The sequence below is a fragment of the Hymenobacter rubripertinctus genome, assembly GCF_003583925.1.
Lineage (GTDB): Bacteria > Bacteroidota > Bacteroidia > Cytophagales > Hymenobacteraceae > Hymenobacter > Hymenobacter rubripertinctus.
Genome location: NZ_QYCN01000004.1, coordinates 14,672 through 29,600, shown reverse-complemented (window position 1 = coordinate 29,600; position 14,929 = coordinate 14,672). Strand labels below are relative to the sequence as shown.

Here is a 14,929-nt window from a genome sequence, read left to right as displayed (position 1 = left end):
TCACTCAACCCAGTTTCTCATGACCACTTTCGATATTTTCCTGCTGTTTCTGCTGGGAGTCGGGGCGGTGCAGGGATACCGGCGCGGGCTGGTGGTGGAGGTGGCTACGCTGCTGGCCTTCGTGCTGGGCGTGGTGGGTGGGCTGGCCCTGTTCCATGATGCCGTTCCGCTGGTGCGCCACTACGTGGGCCAGGCCTTCGGGATGCTGCCGCTGGTGTCGTTTGTGCTGGTTTTCGCGGTTATTGCCTGGGGCGTGCACCTGCTCAGCGGTGTCATCCGCAAGGCGGTGCACCTCACGCCGCTGGGCTTTCTCGACAATCTGGGCGGGGCCATCAGCGGGCTGCTTAAATGGGTGCTGGGCCTGAGCCTGCTGCTCTACGGCCTCGAATCGGCAGACTTCCCGCTGATTTCGCCCCGCCTCGTGGCCGATTCGCAGGTGTTGCCCTACGTGCGCCAGGCCACGCCGCTGGCCCTCAGTGTCGTGGGTATCGTGCTGCCCTTCGCCAGCACCCTGCTGGCCCGGGTACGGGAGGTTTTCTAAGTGTAGCGCTTCGTGCTTTGTGGATAGTGCGTAGGTCGTTCAATCAAATTCCTGCCCCTTCCTGCCCCAGCACCAACCACTAGGCACAAAGCACGAAACCCATGCGTCTGCTGCTGCTCGACAACTTCGATTCGTTCACTTACAACCTGCAGGATTACTTCCGGCAGCTGGGGTGCGAGGTAGTGGTGCGCCGCAACAATGCCTCCCTGGCCGAGCTGCGGGCTCTGGCTCCCCAGGCCGTGGTGCTCTCACCGGGGCCGGGCACGCCGGCGGCGGCGGGCAACCTGCTGGCCGTTATCCGGGAGTTTCACGCCCGGGTGCCCATGCTGGGCGTATGCCTGGGGCACCAGGCGCTGGGCCAGTTTTTCGGGGCCGAAGTCGGGCGCGGGCAGCGGCCCATGCACGGCAAAGTGTCGGAAATAGCCTGGGCCGTGCCAGACGTGCTGTGGCAGAATTTGCCGGCCCGTATGCCGGTTACGCGCTACCATTCGTTGGTGCTGGGGCCGCTGCCGCCGGCGCTGGCGGCGCTGGCCTTTACCACCGATGGCCGTGCCCCGGAGCTGATGGCCCTGCGCCACCGGACGCTGCCCCTGCACGGGGTCCAGTTTCACCCCGAAGCCCTGCTCACGCCCCACGGATTGGCGCTGCTCGGCAATTGGGTCAAGAGTTGTATCATTGCATACACCGCCCCGGTAGCTCCCTCGGGGTCGGTTTAGTTTTAGCGAAGATGGCGTTGCAGATCAAGGAGAAGAACGATTTTCAATACGTAGAGGAAGGCACCGGTGAGGTGCTCCTGCTGTTGCATGGCCTGTTCGGGGCCCTCAGCAACTGGGAAGATGTGGTGGCCGAATTCAGTCCCCGCTACCGCGTTATTATCCCGCTGCTCCCGATTTATGAGATGCCCCTGCTCAAGGCCGGAGTGCCCGGGCTGGTGAGCTTTGTGGAGGAGTTTATGGCTGAAATCGGTTTGTCGGAGCCCTGTGCGGTGCTGGGCAACTCCCTGGGCGGCCACATTGCGCTGGTGTACACGCTCCAGAATCCCACCCGCGTGTCGCGGCTGGTGCTCACCGGTAGCAGCGGCCTGTTCGAGGACGGCATGGGCGGCTCGTTTCCCAAGCGGGGTAACTACGGCTTTGTGCAGGAGCGCGTGGCCTACACCTTCTACAACCCGGCCATGGCTACCAAGGAACTGGTCGATGAGGTCTTCAGCGTCACGAACTCCAATGCCAAATGCCTGCGCATTATCAGCATTGCCCGTTCGGCCCAGCGCCACAACCTGGCCAAGGAACTCGGCAAAATCCGGGTGCCAACGCTGCTGGTCTGGGGCCTCAACGATACCATTACCCCGCCGGTGGTGGCCCACGAGTTTCACCGGCTGCTGCCCCACTCCGAGCTCCGCTTCCTCGACCATTGCGGGCACGCTCCCATGATGGAGCGCCCCCGGGAGTTCAACGCCTTGCTGAGCCAGTTTCTGGCTCAAACCCCTGAACTCGTGGCTTCCTAGCGACGACGCCCCTCGGGAGCGGGTGCAACTATTCGCCCGGTTCGGCTACTCTACTACCTGTCTGCGTAAAACTTTCGGTGGAACCACGACTTATACGGCTCCGCCATTCGCTTCCCGTTCCGCTTTCTGCCCGTTCTCCGATGAATTCTATCCTCGCCGAAGATTTACTGAATCAGCTGGTCCCCCCGCTGAAGGTCACGGACTCCATGGAGAAGGCTGCCCGCTGGCTGGAAGAATTCCACGTGGGCCAGCTGCCCGTGCTCGAAAACCGCCTCTACCGCGGCCTGATAACAGAATCGGATCTGATTGATCAGGAGGGTACCGACGGTCTGCTGGGCAGCCTGCAACTGGGCTTCGCCGACGTGCACGTGCAGCACGACCAGCATTTCTACAACATCATCGAGCTGGCCGTGCAGAACAAAATCCAGCTCGTGCCGGTCCTCGACGACCAGCATGAGTACCTGGGGGTGGTAACGGTGAGCGATACGCTGGCTGCCTTCGGGCGGGTGCCCGTTGCCTCGGGGCAGCAGGGTATCCTTGTGCTGGCCATGGAGGAGCGCGACTACTCCCTGACCCAGATCAGTCGTTACGTGGAGGAGAACAATGCCAAGATCATGAGCGCCCACGTGGCCCAGGATGAGCACGACCCCTACCGTATCCGGCTCACCCTGAAGCTCAATACGCCCAATATTGCCCGCATTATTGCCACGCTGGAACGCTTCGGCTACTCCATCACGGCCCAGTTCAGCGGGGCCGGGGAGCCCAGCGAGGACGAGCAGCAGCGCTACGATGCCTTGCTGCGCTACCTCAACGTCTGAGCCCCGAGGGGAGTGCTGCTAACTATTCTCGCGTTCCTGCTGAGTTGCCTGCCTGCCCCGGCTGCTTCGCCCACGCGCGCGCTCCGGCTGGAAACGCCGCCCACCCCGCTGCCCGATACGCTCCGCGCCACCGGCCCCGATAGCCTCGTGCAGGCCCAATGCCCCGGGTATGCCACGCTGCGGGTCGGACGGCTGCTGTTCGTGGGCAACAGCGTAAGCAGGGAAGTGGTGCTGCGCGCCGAACTCGATTTTCGGGAAGGCGACTCCCTGACGGCTGCCACCCTCGGCCGTCGGCTCGAAGCCAACCGCCGCCGCCTCTTCAACCTCCAGCTCTTTCATCAGGTGCTGGTGCAGGCCGTGTGCCGCGAAGGGGAGCTCACGTTGCTCTATAGTGTTCAGGAGCGCTGGTACACCTTTCCCATTCCCATCTTCTCCCTCGCCGACCGCAACTTCCGCTCCTGGCTCGACCGCCCCGACCGGTGGCAGCGCGTGGATTATGGGCTGCACGTGGTCCGGCGCAACTTCCGGGGCCGCAACGAGCAGCTGCTGGGCAACCTCCAGCTGGGTTTCAACCGCAAGTATGAGCTTTTCTATGAGGCCCCCGGCTACGGCCGCCGCCGCCGCGTAGGCTTTGGGGCCGGCTATTCATACTACCGCAGCCACGCCCTCGACTATGCTACTGTAAACGACCGGCTGCGCAACCTGCGTCAGGAGGATGCCTTCCCGATTGAGCGCCAGTACGCTACCGTTGGGCTTCGATGGCGGCGCACGGTGCAGTTTCTGGCCTCCTTAGATGCCGCCTACCACTACGAGCGGGTGTCCGATTCAGTCCTGTACTACAATCCGAACTACTTCCTCAACGGTTCCCGGCGCGAATACCTGGAGTTCAGCTTCGTGAATACGCTCAACCAGCGCAACACCTTCGCCTACCCGCTCACCGGCCAGTATGCCCAACTGGCCGTCAGCTACCGTGCCTTCCTGGGTAACCGCACCCCTGATAATCTTACGGTCCGTGCCCGCTACAGCCGCTACGTGGCGCTGGGTGGCCCGTTCTACTATGCCGTGGGGGCCACCGGCCAGTTTCGCGTGGCCCGCGCCCTGGCCTATCCCGACCGCCGGGCATTGGGCTACGAGGTGCTGGTGCGCGGGTATGATGCTTACGTAGTGGACGGCCGCCACCTGGGCCTGCTGCAACAGGGCCTCACTTACCGGCTCCTCGATCTGGGCAAGCTGCGCCTCAACGGCGTGCCCAGTACTCGTTTCAACACCATCCCGCTGGTCTTTTATTTAAATACCTTTGCCGACGTAGGCTACGTGCGCCAACGGTCGGTGCCGGTTGCCAACCAACTGCCCAACCGGTTGCTTGCCTCCGCCGGGGTCGCCCTGCACCTGGTCACGTACTACGATTGGGTGTTTACCCTGGAGTACGCCCGCAACCGGGAGCAGCAGGGCGGCTTCTTCTTCCGTACCCAGTTTCCCATCTGAGGCCCTGGCCCAGGGATGCTGAGTTAAGCTTTTGTTATGAAAATAGCCATTCTGGGTAAGCCCTTCGACGAAAATCAGGCAGCTTTCATCCAGGAAATGATGGATGATCTGGTACGCCGTCAGGCAGAAGTCACCATCGTCGATTCGTTTCACGAGTACCTGAGTCAGCATATAACGCTGCCCGAGGGCATTACCACGTTCACCCGTCAGGACTCGCTGGAGGGTAACCGCTTCGTGCTCAGTATCGGCGGCGACGGCACCCTGCTCGACACGGTTACCTATGTCGGCGAACTGCAAATCCCTATTCTGGGCATCAATACCGGCCGCCTCGGCTTCCTGGCCACCATTTCCCCCGACAAAATAGCCCAGGCCATTGATGCCTTGTTCAAGGGCCACTTTGTGCTGGAAGACCGCAGCCTGATTCGGGTAGATACTGACCCGGACACGTTTGGCGACGTCAACTTCGGCCTCAACGAGTTCAGTATCCTCAAGCGCGACACCTCCTCCATGATTGTGGTGCACACCTACATTGATGGCGAGTACCTGAACTCCTATTGGGCCGATGGCCTGATTGTTTCCACGCCCACCGGCTCGACGGGCTACTCGCTCAGTTGCGGTGGCCCTGTGATGCTGCCGCAAACGAACAATTTTATCATTGCCCCCGTATGCCCTCACAATCTGAATGTCCGGCCCCTCATTGTGTCCGACCGGAGCGTAATTTCTTTTGAAATTGAAGGCCGGAGCAATAATTTTTTGCTCTCCCTCGATTCCCGCTCCCGGACCGTAGAAGCCGGAATTCAGATTGCTGTTCGCCGAGAAAACTTCAATGCCCGTCTGGTGAAACTAAATCATGTTAACTTCTTGAGTACCTTGCGTAGCAAGTTAAATTGGGGACTCGACCGGCGGAACCCGGCCGGAATCCCGGTTTAAACCGAGTGTTTTTCAACGATTTATTTTTTAAGTTCTCGGCATCGCCTACTTTTGTCCCTGACTGAGAACGTATGTGTTCGTCTCTCAGTGAGTTTTTCAGCCTGATATCCCTAATTTTCCGCTTAATATGAAGCAATTCTTCACCCACACGTTGACCCTGCTGCTGGTTCTCGCGCTGGTAGCGTCGGAGGCAAATGCCCAGCAGTTCAGCAAGCGCAAGCAGTATAACTCGGTTGGAGTAACGCTGAACGCCATGAACTACTTTGGCGACATCACCCCCAAGCCGAGCATTCCCAGCTTCCGCGCCGGCGCTACCCGCCCCAACGTAGGCCTGACCTTTACCCGTCGTTTTGCTCCCCGCCTTTCCGGCCGCGCCTCCCTTTCTTACGGCCGTATTACCGGTGACGACGCCAAAGCCGCCGACCAGAGTGATCCGGAAGCGAAATACCGCTTCAACCGCAACATGAATTTCCGGAACGATATTCTGGAGTTCGCGGCAGTCGGTATGTTTGATCTGGTAGAAAACCGTAACAACTACATTAAGCGTCCTGATTTCGTGCCTTACCTGTTCGGTGGGGTCGCCGTTATGCATCACAACCCGAAGGGAGTTGATGAACAAGGCAATATTGTTGCTTTGCAGCCGTTGAAGACGGAAGGGCAAGCAACCGGCTATGCGCTGACCCAATTCGTGATTCCCTTTGGTGCCGGTGCCCGCTACAAACTCAACAAGAGCTTCGACGTAGGCCTGGAGCTAGGCTTCCGCAAAACCTTCACCGACTACCTGGACGATGTGAGCACAAACTACGTGTCTGATCCGAACGTTTTGGCTTCTGATGCTGCCAAGTACTTTGGCTACACCATCACAGGTGGTGCAGGTGCCGGTAATATCGGATACCCCGGTACGTATACTGAGAACAATCAGGCGGGTGGTCAGCGTGGCAAGAGCAACGAAAAAGACTGGTACACCACGTTGGGCATCTCGGTGAACTACATCCTTGCTCCACGGGTGCGCAACCCTAAATTCCGGTAGTCAGCAAGTCTGGCTGTCGTACTACTTTTCAACAGCTAGTCAGCCGAATGATAAATTCTCGCTTTCCAAAAATGCTCCTTATCGGTTTACTACCGGTGGGGAGCGTTTTTTTTATCGCCACCGCCGCCACCGCTCAGAACACGAGCGAAGTGGGTCTGGGCATCGGGGGGCTTGTCTACAAAGGGGAACTCTCGCCCAAGTATCAGTTCCGCAACAACCGTCCGGCCCTCACGGCCTTCTACCGCAAAGACCTTTCTGCACCCATCACACTGCGGGCAGGGGCAATGGGAGGCATGCTACGAGCCGATGACCGGAATGTGAAGGGCCTCAATGGTAACGTGCCGCCTTCGTCGGCTTATCGGGATGCCAGTCTGAAAGGTAACCTATTGGAGCTTTCCGGAGCGCTGGAATACAACTTCTTCGACTACCACAACCGAAAGGACAAGGTGCATTTCACCCCTTACGTTTTCGTGGGACTGGCCGGCTTCTATGCCAACACGCGGATTACCAGTAGTGCGCACCCTGCGCTGGATAAAAAGGCCGGTGTCATTAGCTTGGCAATTCCGCTGGGGGCAGGCTTCAAGTATGCCTTATCGGAGCACTGGAACCTGGGCCTGGAAGCAGGAGCCCGCAAAACCATTACGGATAATCTGGACCATGTTGACGGCAAAGCCACTGGCCAGAATGACTTGCTCGGTAACCCGCACGACCAGGATTGGTACTTTTATAACGGGCTGAGTATTTCGTATACTTTCTATAAAATCCGGTGCCCGGATAAGAGTCAGGAAAAAGGCAAGAAGAAAGACTGAAAGATGTCTGCCGGTAGATTCGCCCAACCAACGGCCCCCGTTATCCAGGATAATGGGGGCCGTTGGTGTTGCCGGGCCATTGGAGCAGGGATTAGGCGGTAGCGAATGCAACCATTTACGTAACTTGCGGCCTCTTTACGCAAAAAGTACCCATGGCCGTTCGGTCCGAAATTGATTCCCAGAAGATTCCCGCCCACGTTGCCATCATCATGGATGGCAATGGCCGGTGGGCTAAGCAAAAAGGCGGCTTACGTATTTTCGGCCACCAGAGCGCCATTACGGCCGTGCGGGAAACCGTGGAAGCAGCCGCTGAAGCAGGGATTCAGTATTTGACGCTTTACGCGTTTTCTACTGAGAACTGGGCCCGCCCCGCGCACGAAGTAATGGCCCTGATGCAACTGCTGGTGCATACCATCCGCAAGGAAACGCCGACACTGCTCAAGAACAGTATTCGTTTGCAGGCCATTGGCCAGATTGAAAACCTGCCGGCTTCCTGCCAGAAGGAACTGGCCGAAGCCATGGAACTGACTAAGGCCGGCACTAAGATGACGCTGGTGCTGGCCCTGAGTTACAGCGGCCGCTGGGACCTGACTCAGGCGGCAAAACGAATGGCGGCTGAAGTAGCGGCCGGTCGTTTGCAGCCCGAGCAGATTACGGAGCAGACCCTGGCCGGGTTTCTGTCGACGGTTGGGATACCGGACCCGGAATTGCTGATTCGGACCAGTGGCGAACAGCGCATTAGTAACTTTTTATTGTGGCAGCTCGCCTACACGGAACTGTTTATTACCGATTTGCTGTGGCCGGACTTTCGGCGGGAGCATCTCTACGACGCCCTGCGGGCTTATCAGCAGCGCGAGCGTCGGTTCGGGAAAACCAGTGAGCAGCTAACCGTTTCGTAATCGCCGAACATGAGTTCTTCCTACCATAAGATTATTCCGGTTGCCGCGCTGGCCCTCACGCTGGGAGTAGCCCCGCTCACCACAGCCGTGGGACAGATCCAAGCCCCTGCCGTAGCCGGTGAGGAGTCCCAGCGCTACACGCTGGGAGGCATTACCATCAGCGGTGCCCGCTACCTCGACCCCAACACCCTCATTGGCCTGACCGGCCTGAAGGTAGGCGACCCTATCACCATTCCGGGGGAAGAAATCGGGAAAGCTATCCGCAAGCTCTGGGATCAGGGTATTCTGGGCGACGTGAGCGTGAGCATTGCCCGGACGGAAGGCACCCGGATTTTTCTGGATTTTAATCTCAAGGAGCGGCCCCGCCTTTCCAAATTCGTGTTTGAGGGCATCAGCAAGGGCCAGGCCGATGAGCTGAAGAACAAGATCAAACTCATCCGGGGCAAAGTGGTGACCGATGCCCTGCTGAGCAATACCCGGACGCAGGTACGGAAGTTCTACACCAACAAAGGCTTCCTCGATACCAAGGTCAACATCAGCCAGCGGCCTGACTCCTCGCTCTCGAACAGCGTCATTCTGGCCATTAGTGTGGACAAGGGCTCCAAGGTCAAGATCAACGACATTGTGTTCGAGGGCAACACCGCTTTCTCCGATGGAAAGCTGAAGGGTAAGTTCAAAAAGACCAAGGAGAAGAAATTTCCGAAGTTCTTCAATTCGGGTAAATACCAGGCCAAGGAATTTGTCGATGACAAGCAGAAATTGCTTGATTTCTATAACGCCCAAGGCTACCGCGACGCCACCATTCTGTCCGATTCGCTCACGCGGGTGGGTGACGGGCTGAAACTAACGGTGCGGGTGGATGAGGGGCCGAAATACTACTTCCGCAACATCAGCTGGAAGGGTAATTACCTCTACGACGATAAAACGCTGGCCTCGGTGCTGGGCATTAAGGAAGGCAGCGTGTACAGCAAGGAAACGCTGGACAAGCGCCTCAACTACAACCCCACGGGCCAGGATGTCACCTCGCTCTACATGAACGACGGCTACCTCTTCTTCCAGATTGAGCCCGTGGAAACCCGGGTGGAGGGCGACTCCATCGATATTGAGATGCGGGTGACTGAGGGCGTGCAGGCCCGGGTGAAGGATGTGAACATTGCCGGCAATACCAAAACCTCCGACCACGTGGTGCGGCGCGCCCTGTACACCCTGCCCGGTGACAAGTTCAGCCGCGAAAACCTGATTCGCAGCCAGCGCGAACTGGCCACGCTGGGCTACTTCGACCCGGAGAAAATCGGCCTCAACCCGGTGCCCAACCAGGCCGATGGTACGGTGGACATCAACTATACCGTGGAAGAAAAGCCTTCCGACCAGATTACGCTCTCGGGCGGCTGGGGCGGCTACGCCCGCTTCATCGGTACGGTAGGGCTGGTGTTTAACAACTTCTCCCTGCGCAAAGCCGGTAAGCTGAGTAACTGGACGCCCGTGCCGGCCGGCGACGGTCAGCGCCTGGCCCTGAACGTGCAGGCCAACGGCTTGCAGTATCAGGCTTACTCCTTCTCTTTCACGGAGCCCTGGCTGGGCGGGCGCAAGCCCAACTCGCTGTCGGTGAGCCTGACCAAAACTATTTACCGGGTCGGTACTAACTTCGATGCTAGTACCGGCAGCTACCTCAAAACCAACGGGGCCAGCGTGAGCCTGGGCCGCCGCTTGCGCTGGCCCGATGACTACTTCACGCTGAGCAATGCCTTGTCGGTAACGCAGTACAAGCTGAACAACTACCCCGGATTAGGAACATCGTTCTTCGAAAACGGTACGGGTAACGCCACCAACATCACGTTCAACACCACCCTCTCGCGCAACAGCATCGATAACCCCACCTTCACGCGGCGGGGCTCTTCACTGGCGCTGAGCGTGAACCTGACGCCGCCGTACTCGGTTTTCCCAGGCGCTCACCCGAACGTGACAGAATGGGTAGAGTTCCACAAGTGGATGTTTGACGCCTCTTGGTTCTCGCCCCTTGTGGGCAAGCTGGTGCTTAATACACGGGCTCACTTTGGTTTCATTGGCAGCTACAACAGCAGTCGGCCCATCGGTCCGTTTGAGCGGTTTAAGCTGGGCGGCTCGGGACTGGGCTACGGCGGTTCCTCAAACTTTCTCGCGGGCACTGAGTTCGTGGGCCTGCGCGGTTACGCCGACCCGAACGACCCGAAATCACTGCCTGCTTCGCGGACAGCTTCGGCGGGCGGAGTCGTGTACAATAAATTTGTGATGGAAATGCGTTATCCGGTCAGCCTGAACCCGGCGGCGACGGTGTACGTGCTGGGCTTCGCGGAGGCCGGCAATGCCTTCGAGCAATACACTAATTACAACCCCTACAAGCTCTACCGCTCGGCGGGCATCGGCGCCCGGATTTTCATGTCGGCATTCGGTTTGCTAGGCTTCGATTACGGCTGGGGTTTCGACCAGATTCCGATTGTGTCGCCCGGGCAGAAGCAGGAGAAGAGTATGTTCCACTTTATCATTGGTCAGCAGCTCCGCTAAGCCCGGCGGCGCAGCAGGTCGCCACGCCACTTCCTTCTACGGTATGAACCACGTTTTTTTGCGAATAGCTGCGGCCCTGGTGCTTTTTGTGGGCGTGATGGGCGTACGGAGTGCGGCCGCCCAAAAGTTCGGCTACGTTGACTCAGAGTTTATCATGGGCAAGATGCCGGCCTATACCCAGGCCCAGCAGGAACTCAACACCCTCTCCACGAACTGGCAACAGGACATTGAGGGCCAGAAGAAGGACCTCGATAAGCTTTATCGGAATTATCAGGCCGAGGAAGTCGTTCTGACCGAAACCATGAAGAAAAAGCGGCAGGACGAAATCCTGACTAAGGAGCAGGAAATCAAGGCCTACTCCAACAAAATCTTCGGTTACGAAGGCCAACTGTTCAAAAAACGCCAAGAACTCACCAAGCCGGTGCAGGACCTTGTATTTGAGGCCATTGAGAAGGTTGCCAAGAAGAAGCAGCTGGCCATCGTATTCGACAAGGCCGGCGACCTGACAATGCTCTACACCAACCCCGTACACGACTACACGGAATTCGTGCTGGAAGAGCTGGGCCTGGCCTCGGAGGAGCGCAATCAGCCGGGCCAGAAGGGGGCGGTGAAGACCGTAGCTACGCCGGCAACTCCCGCTGGTGATGTTACGGCCGATGATGAGCCGGTGCCCGGCCGCCAGCCTGCGAAGCCGGCTGCGCGCCCGGCAAGCCGAAAAAAGTAACTTTGTGTATCTAACTCTCTGACATTTCCCTTTTTGATGACCACCATGAACAAATTCCGCGTTGCCCTGGCTGCTGCCGCTCTTACTTTCACTACGGCTACTGCCTCGCTGGCCCAAACCGCACCGCTGAAAATCGGCTACACCAGCGTGGAATACGTGCTGAGCCAGATGCCCGAGAGCAAGCAGATTGAGTCGCAGCTGAAAGATTACAGCACTCAGCTCAAAAATCAGCTCGATACCAAATACAACGAGTATCAGGCAAAAGGCGAAGCGTTCCAGAAAGGAGCCGCTACCATGCCCGACCCGGTACGGGCCGATAAGCAAAAGGAGTTGCAGAACCTGCAACAGTCCATCCAGGAGTTCCAGCAGAACGCCGAAACGTCGTTGCAGCAGAAGCAGCAGACCTTGCTCAAGCCCGCCCTCGATAAACTTCAGCAGAACATCGATGCCGTAGCTGAAGAGAACGGCTACACCTATATTTTGAATTCGGACGGAGCCAGCCCGGTGCTGCTGCACGGCCCGAAGGAAGGGGACGTGTCGGACCTGATTTTGAAGAAGATGGGCATTACGCCCGGCGCCGCTACCGCTCCGAAAGTAACCACCCCAGCTACGCCGGCTCCTTCGGCCGTGCCAACGGCTACCAAAACGAAAACCAAGTCGAAGAAATAACCTTCCCGGTTTTTCCCTTTGTGAATTACCTGCGCAGCCGGGGCTTTTGCCCCGGCTGTTGCTATTTGCCCTTTTCTGCCGGTTCCGGGCTACCGGCGTTGTGAACTTCTGATCTATATGGCCGAGCTGGAAGAATCCCGCACCCATTCTCCTCAATCCCTGCCGTCTGCGAACCTCGCGCCCGACCCCGAGCAGGCGGATCTGGACGACGAGGACGGGGGCGACGAATTGTACGAGCACCACCGCATTCAGGCCAACCGCAAGCAAGAGTTGTTGCGGCTGGATAAGTTTCTGCTCAACCGCCTGCAACACACATCCCGGACGCGCATTCAGAACGCCATCAAGGCCGAAGCCGTGCAGGTGAACAACCGGCCGGTGAAGTCCAACTACCGCGTTAAACCCCTCGACGTGATTACCGTCACGCTGCCCGAGCCACCCCGCGAGTTCAAGGTGATGCCCGAGCCGATGGATCTGGATATCCGCTACGAAGACCCGGAGCTGCTGCTGGTGAACAAGCCGGCTGGCCTAGTAGTGCACCCGGCATTCGGCCATTGGGAAGGCACGCTGGTCAATGGCCTCACTCATCATCTGAAAGACATGCCGACGGGCCGCAATGGCGAGGTGCGCCCCGGCCTCGTGCACCGCATCGATAAGGATACCTCAGGCTTGTTGGTAATTGGCAAAACGGAATATGCCATGACCCACCTCTCGAATCAGTTCTTTCATCATACCATTGAGCGCACCTACCTGGCCTTGGTGTGGGGTGTACCGAAGGAAATGCAAGGTACCATCAGCACCAACATCGGCCGCAGCATCAAGGACCGTAAGATTCAGACGGTATATCCCGAAGGCGAGGAGCAGGGCAAGCACGCCGTAACGCACTATAAAGTGCTGCGTTCCTTCGGCAAGGTTACGCTGGTGCAGTGCAATCTGGAAACCGGCCGCACCCACCAGATTCGGGTACACATGAAGCACATCGGTCACCCCCTGTTCGGAGATACTACTTACGGCGGCGACCGAATCGTGTACGGTCAGCGCACGGGTGCCTACAAGACTTTCGCCGAAAAAGCACTGCTTCAGCTGCCCCGGCAGGCGCTGCACGCCAAGTCTCTTGGCTTCGAGCACCCTGTTACCCGGGAGCACATGCAGTTCGAAGTCGAATTACCGGCCGATTTTGAGGCCGTACTGGCTTTGTGGGAGCAGTATGCCGCCAACCTGCTTTAGGCTTGCACCAGACCGTTAGAAAACAGAGAAGCCCGCTACCTTGGTAGCGGGCTTCTCTGTTAACTGACTGACGTGCGGCAAGTGGTTACTTACGGCGCGCCGCCGGGGCCTTCTTAACGGGCTGCGTAATGGCATCAACTGCCGTCTTCGCCTGCTCATCATCGGGCTTCAGGGCCAGCGCCTGCTGCCAGTAAGGCAAAGACGCTGCTTTATCGCCCAGCTGGTAGTAGTAGTAACCCAGGTACTTGTTGGCTTCCACCAGCCCCGACTTGTACTTGTCGGGCGACTCAGAAGCGTTGGCCACCTTGATGTACTCTTCGTAGTATGGCTTGGCGAGGCCTTTCTTGGAGTCTTTGTCCATGTTGGCATTCGCCCGGGCCCGCATCTGGTAGCCCGGAATATACTCGGGGCGCTCCTTCGTGATGATGCCGTAGAGGCTGTCGGCGGGCATATACTGCTCGTTCAACTCGTAGGCGCGGGCCAGGTATATCTTGTCGGTCAGTTCACCGCCATCGGTAGCCTTCATGCGGGACCGATACGTGGAAATGGCTTTGGGATAGTTCTTGGCTGCCAGGTAAGCCTGCGCCAACTCGTTCTGCAAATCAGCGGCTTTCTTCGGATCAGCCTTGATGGCGGCTTCGATCATCGTAGCCCCCTCAGTCGTCTTGCCGCCCTTGATGAGCATCTTACCGTAGTACACATTGTCTTCGGTAATCATCTTATCCTGGGCCTTCGCCACCTGCATGTAGGTTTGCATGGCGGCCATAGCGGCATCGTTCTGCCCCATCTCGTAGAGCGAGTAGGCTTTCAGCCGATTCATGGTCAGGTTGCTGGCATCCTGCGCCAGTACTTTGTCAATCTCCACCATCGCCTCCGGGTACTTCTTGGTCAGGTACAGGAAAGAAGCGTTTTTAGCCATCGTATCCGACGACTTTTCGGCTAGGGAGCTGTACTTCTGGAACTGCGCCAGCGCATCGTCGTAACGACCCGCGAAGTAGTAGGTTTCCGCCAGCGAGTTGTAGGCAGGAGCGTAGTTCGGATCGATGCTGATGGCCTTGTCGAAGTTCTCCTTGGCCTGGTTGTAGGTCCTGGCCCGCAGGTTCAGCTGGCCTTTGCGCACGAAGGCCTGCACGTTGTTCGGGTCGGCCATCGTGGCACGCTCGTAGCTGTTCATGGCTTCGCCACCTCCCGATTCGGATTTCTGATAGATGTCGCCGCGGGCAATCATCAGAGCCGGATCGTCTTTGCCTTTCTTGGCCGCCAGGGCTTCCCCTTCCTTCACATATTCCAGAGCTTTCGCAATGTCCTTGATATTGGATTCGGCGTAAGCCTGGGCAATCATGGTATACACGTCGAGGTCTTTGCCCTTCGACGTTTTCACGGCATTGTCAAACTGAATCTGGGCGTCGGCATTCTTGCCTTGCGCCAGCGCAGCGCGGCCGGCGGCAATCATGGTCATAGGCTCCTTCTTATCGAAGGCAATCCGGTTGAAATAATACGCGGCCGAATCCGGCATTTCGCGCATCTGGTAAAGGCGTCCGAGCTGAAACGAGGTTTCGTTGGACTGACCCTGACTGAGCAGAGTGGCGCGGGCTTCATTATAGCGTTCCAGTTCGAGGGCTTTCTGGACCCCCGTAGTCTGGGCCAGGGCGGCCGAGCCGGAAACAGACAAAGCAGCGAGGAGCGTGAGCTTCCAGGGCTTAAGGTTCATGTGCAAAAAGGTTAGTGAAAGTACGTGGAAAGGGAAAGGCAGTA

At 58.2% G+C, this 14,929-nt stretch carries 14 protein-coding genes; 13 read left to right on the top strand and 1 reads right to left on the bottom strand.

Going from position 1 to position 14,929, the window contains the following annotated elements:
• The first annotated feature begins 19 nt into the window (after positions 1-19).
• From D0T11_RS03440 to D0T11_RS03380, 13 genes are all read left to right on the top strand, one after another.
• The gene (locus tag D0T11_RS03440) at positions 20-541 is read left to right on the top strand and encodes a CvpA family protein (protein WP_119654389.1); all 522 of its coding nucleotides are present in this window, start codon (positions 20-22) and stop codon (positions 539-541) included.
• Positions 542-642: 101 nt separating this feature from the next.
• Positions 643-1,257, top strand: a complete 615-nt coding sequence (locus D0T11_RS03435; protein WP_119654388.1) for an anthranilate synthase component II — start codon at positions 643-645, stop codon at positions 1,255-1,257.
• A gap of 11 nt (positions 1,258-1,268) precedes the next feature.
• Positions 1,269-2,045 carry an alpha/beta fold hydrolase gene (locus tag D0T11_RS03430; RefSeq protein WP_119654387.1) on the top strand — a complete coding sequence of 259 codons (777 nt, stop codon included), beginning with the start codon at positions 1,269-1,271 and terminating at the stop codon, positions 2,043-2,045.
• Positions 2,046-2,185: 140 nt separating this feature from the next.
• Positions 2,186-2,863, top strand: coding sequence for a CBS domain-containing protein (locus tag D0T11_RS03425; protein ID WP_119654386.1), 678 nt, complete (start codon positions 2,186-2,188; stop codon positions 2,861-2,863).
• 12 nt (positions 2,864-2,875) lie between these two features.
• Positions 2,876-4,348: a BamA/TamA family outer membrane protein gene (locus tag D0T11_RS03420; protein WP_119654385.1), complete on the top strand. Its 1,473-nt coding sequence runs from the start codon at positions 2,876-2,878 to the stop codon at positions 4,346-4,348.
• A 36-nt stretch (positions 4,349-4,384) separates the two neighbouring features.
• Positions 4,385-5,278 (top strand): NAD kinase, encoded by an 894-nt coding sequence (locus D0T11_RS03415; RefSeq protein WP_119654384.1) that lies wholly within the window; start codon positions 4,385-4,387, stop codon positions 5,276-5,278.
• Positions 5,279-5,405: 127 nt separating this feature from the next.
• Complete coding sequence (locus D0T11_RS03410; protein ID WP_119654383.1) at positions 5,406-6,308, top strand: DUF6089 family protein; 903 nt, start codon at positions 5,406-5,408, stop codon at positions 6,306-6,308.
• Between the two features lie 71 nt (positions 6,309-6,379).
• Entirely contained in the window at positions 6,380-7,117 is a 738-nt protein-coding gene (porG, locus tag D0T11_RS03405) for a type IX secretion system protein PorG (RefSeq protein WP_182888220.1), read from the top strand.
• Positions 7,118-7,269: 152 nt separating this feature from the next.
• The gene (locus D0T11_RS03400; protein WP_119654381.1) at positions 7,270-8,016 is read left to right on the top strand and encodes an isoprenyl transferase; all 747 of its coding nucleotides are present in this window, start codon (positions 7,270-7,272) and stop codon (positions 8,014-8,016) included.
• Between the two features lie 9 nt (positions 8,017-8,025).
• Positions 8,026-10,557 carry an outer membrane protein assembly factor BamA gene (bamA, locus tag D0T11_RS03395; protein WP_119654380.1) on the top strand — a complete coding sequence of 844 codons (2,532 nt, stop codon included), beginning with the start codon at positions 8,026-8,028 and terminating at the stop codon, positions 10,555-10,557.
• Between the two features lie 43 nt (positions 10,558-10,600).
• The gene (locus D0T11_RS03390) at positions 10,601-11,281 is read left to right on the top strand and encodes an OmpH family outer membrane protein (RefSeq protein ID WP_119654379.1); all 681 of its coding nucleotides are present in this window, start codon (positions 10,601-10,603) and stop codon (positions 11,279-11,281) included.
• A gap of 45 nt (positions 11,282-11,326) precedes the next feature.
• Positions 11,327-11,950, top strand: coding sequence for an OmpH family outer membrane protein (locus D0T11_RS03385; protein WP_245990594.1), 624 nt, complete (start codon positions 11,327-11,329; stop codon positions 11,948-11,950).
• Between the two features lie 117 nt (positions 11,951-12,067).
• A complete protein-coding gene (locus tag D0T11_RS03380; protein WP_119654377.1) occupies positions 12,068-13,174 on the top strand; it encodes an RluA family pseudouridine synthase in 1,107 nt (368 codons plus the stop codon).
• 85 nt (positions 13,175-13,259) lie between these two features.
• Here the strand turns inward: D0T11_RS03380 and D0T11_RS03375 are convergent, their stop codons facing one another.
• Positions 13,260-14,885, bottom strand: a complete 1,626-nt coding sequence (locus D0T11_RS03375) for a tetratricopeptide repeat protein (protein WP_119654376.1) — start codon at positions 14,883-14,885, stop codon at positions 13,260-13,262.
• Between the last annotated feature and the right edge of the window lie 44 nt (positions 14,886-14,929).

Bases quoted from the DNA above. Each gene is read 5' to 3' on its own strand.
- D0T11_RS03380 (WP_119654377.1), top strand. From the start codon at position 12,068: ATGGCCGAGCTGGAAGAATCCCGCACCCATTCTCCTCAATCCCTGCCG.
- D0T11_RS03425 (WP_119654386.1), top strand. From the start codon at position 2,186: ATGAATTCTATCCTCGCCGAAGATTTACTGAATCAGCTGGTCCCCCCG.
- D0T11_RS03390 (WP_119654379.1), top strand. From the start codon at position 10,601: ATGAACCACGTTTTTTTGCGAATAGCTGCGGCCCTGGTGCTTTTTGTG.
- D0T11_RS03410 (WP_119654383.1), top strand. From the start codon at position 5,406: ATGAAGCAATTCTTCACCCACACGTTGACCCTGCTGCTGGTTCTCGCG.
- porG (WP_182888220.1), top strand. From the start codon at position 6,380: ATGCTCCTTATCGGTTTACTACCGGTGGGGAGCGTTTTTTTTATCGCC.
- D0T11_RS03400 (WP_119654381.1), top strand. From the start codon at position 7,270: ATGGCCGTTCGGTCCGAAATTGATTCCCAGAAGATTCCCGCCCACGTT.
- D0T11_RS03415 (WP_119654384.1), top strand. From the start codon at position 4,385: ATGAAAATAGCCATTCTGGGTAAGCCCTTCGACGAAAATCAGGCAGCT.
- D0T11_RS03385 (WP_245990594.1), top strand. From the start codon at position 11,327: ATGAACAAATTCCGCGTTGCCCTGGCTGCTGCCGCTCTTACTTTCACT.
- bamA (WP_119654380.1), top strand. From the start codon at position 8,026: ATGAGTTCTTCCTACCATAAGATTATTCCGGTTGCCGCGCTGGCCCTC.
- D0T11_RS03375 (WP_119654376.1), bottom strand. From the start codon at position 14,885: ATGAACCTTAAGCCCTGGAAGCTCACGCTCCTCGCTGCTTTGTCTGTT.
- D0T11_RS03430 (WP_119654387.1), top strand. From the start codon at position 1,269: ATGGCGTTGCAGATCAAGGAGAAGAACGATTTTCAATACGTAGAGGAA.
- D0T11_RS03435 (WP_119654388.1), top strand. From the start codon at position 643: ATGCGTCTGCTGCTGCTCGACAACTTCGATTCGTTCACTTACAACCTG.
- D0T11_RS03440 (WP_119654389.1), top strand. From the start codon at position 20: ATGACCACTTTCGATATTTTCCTGCTGTTTCTGCTGGGAGTCGGGGCG.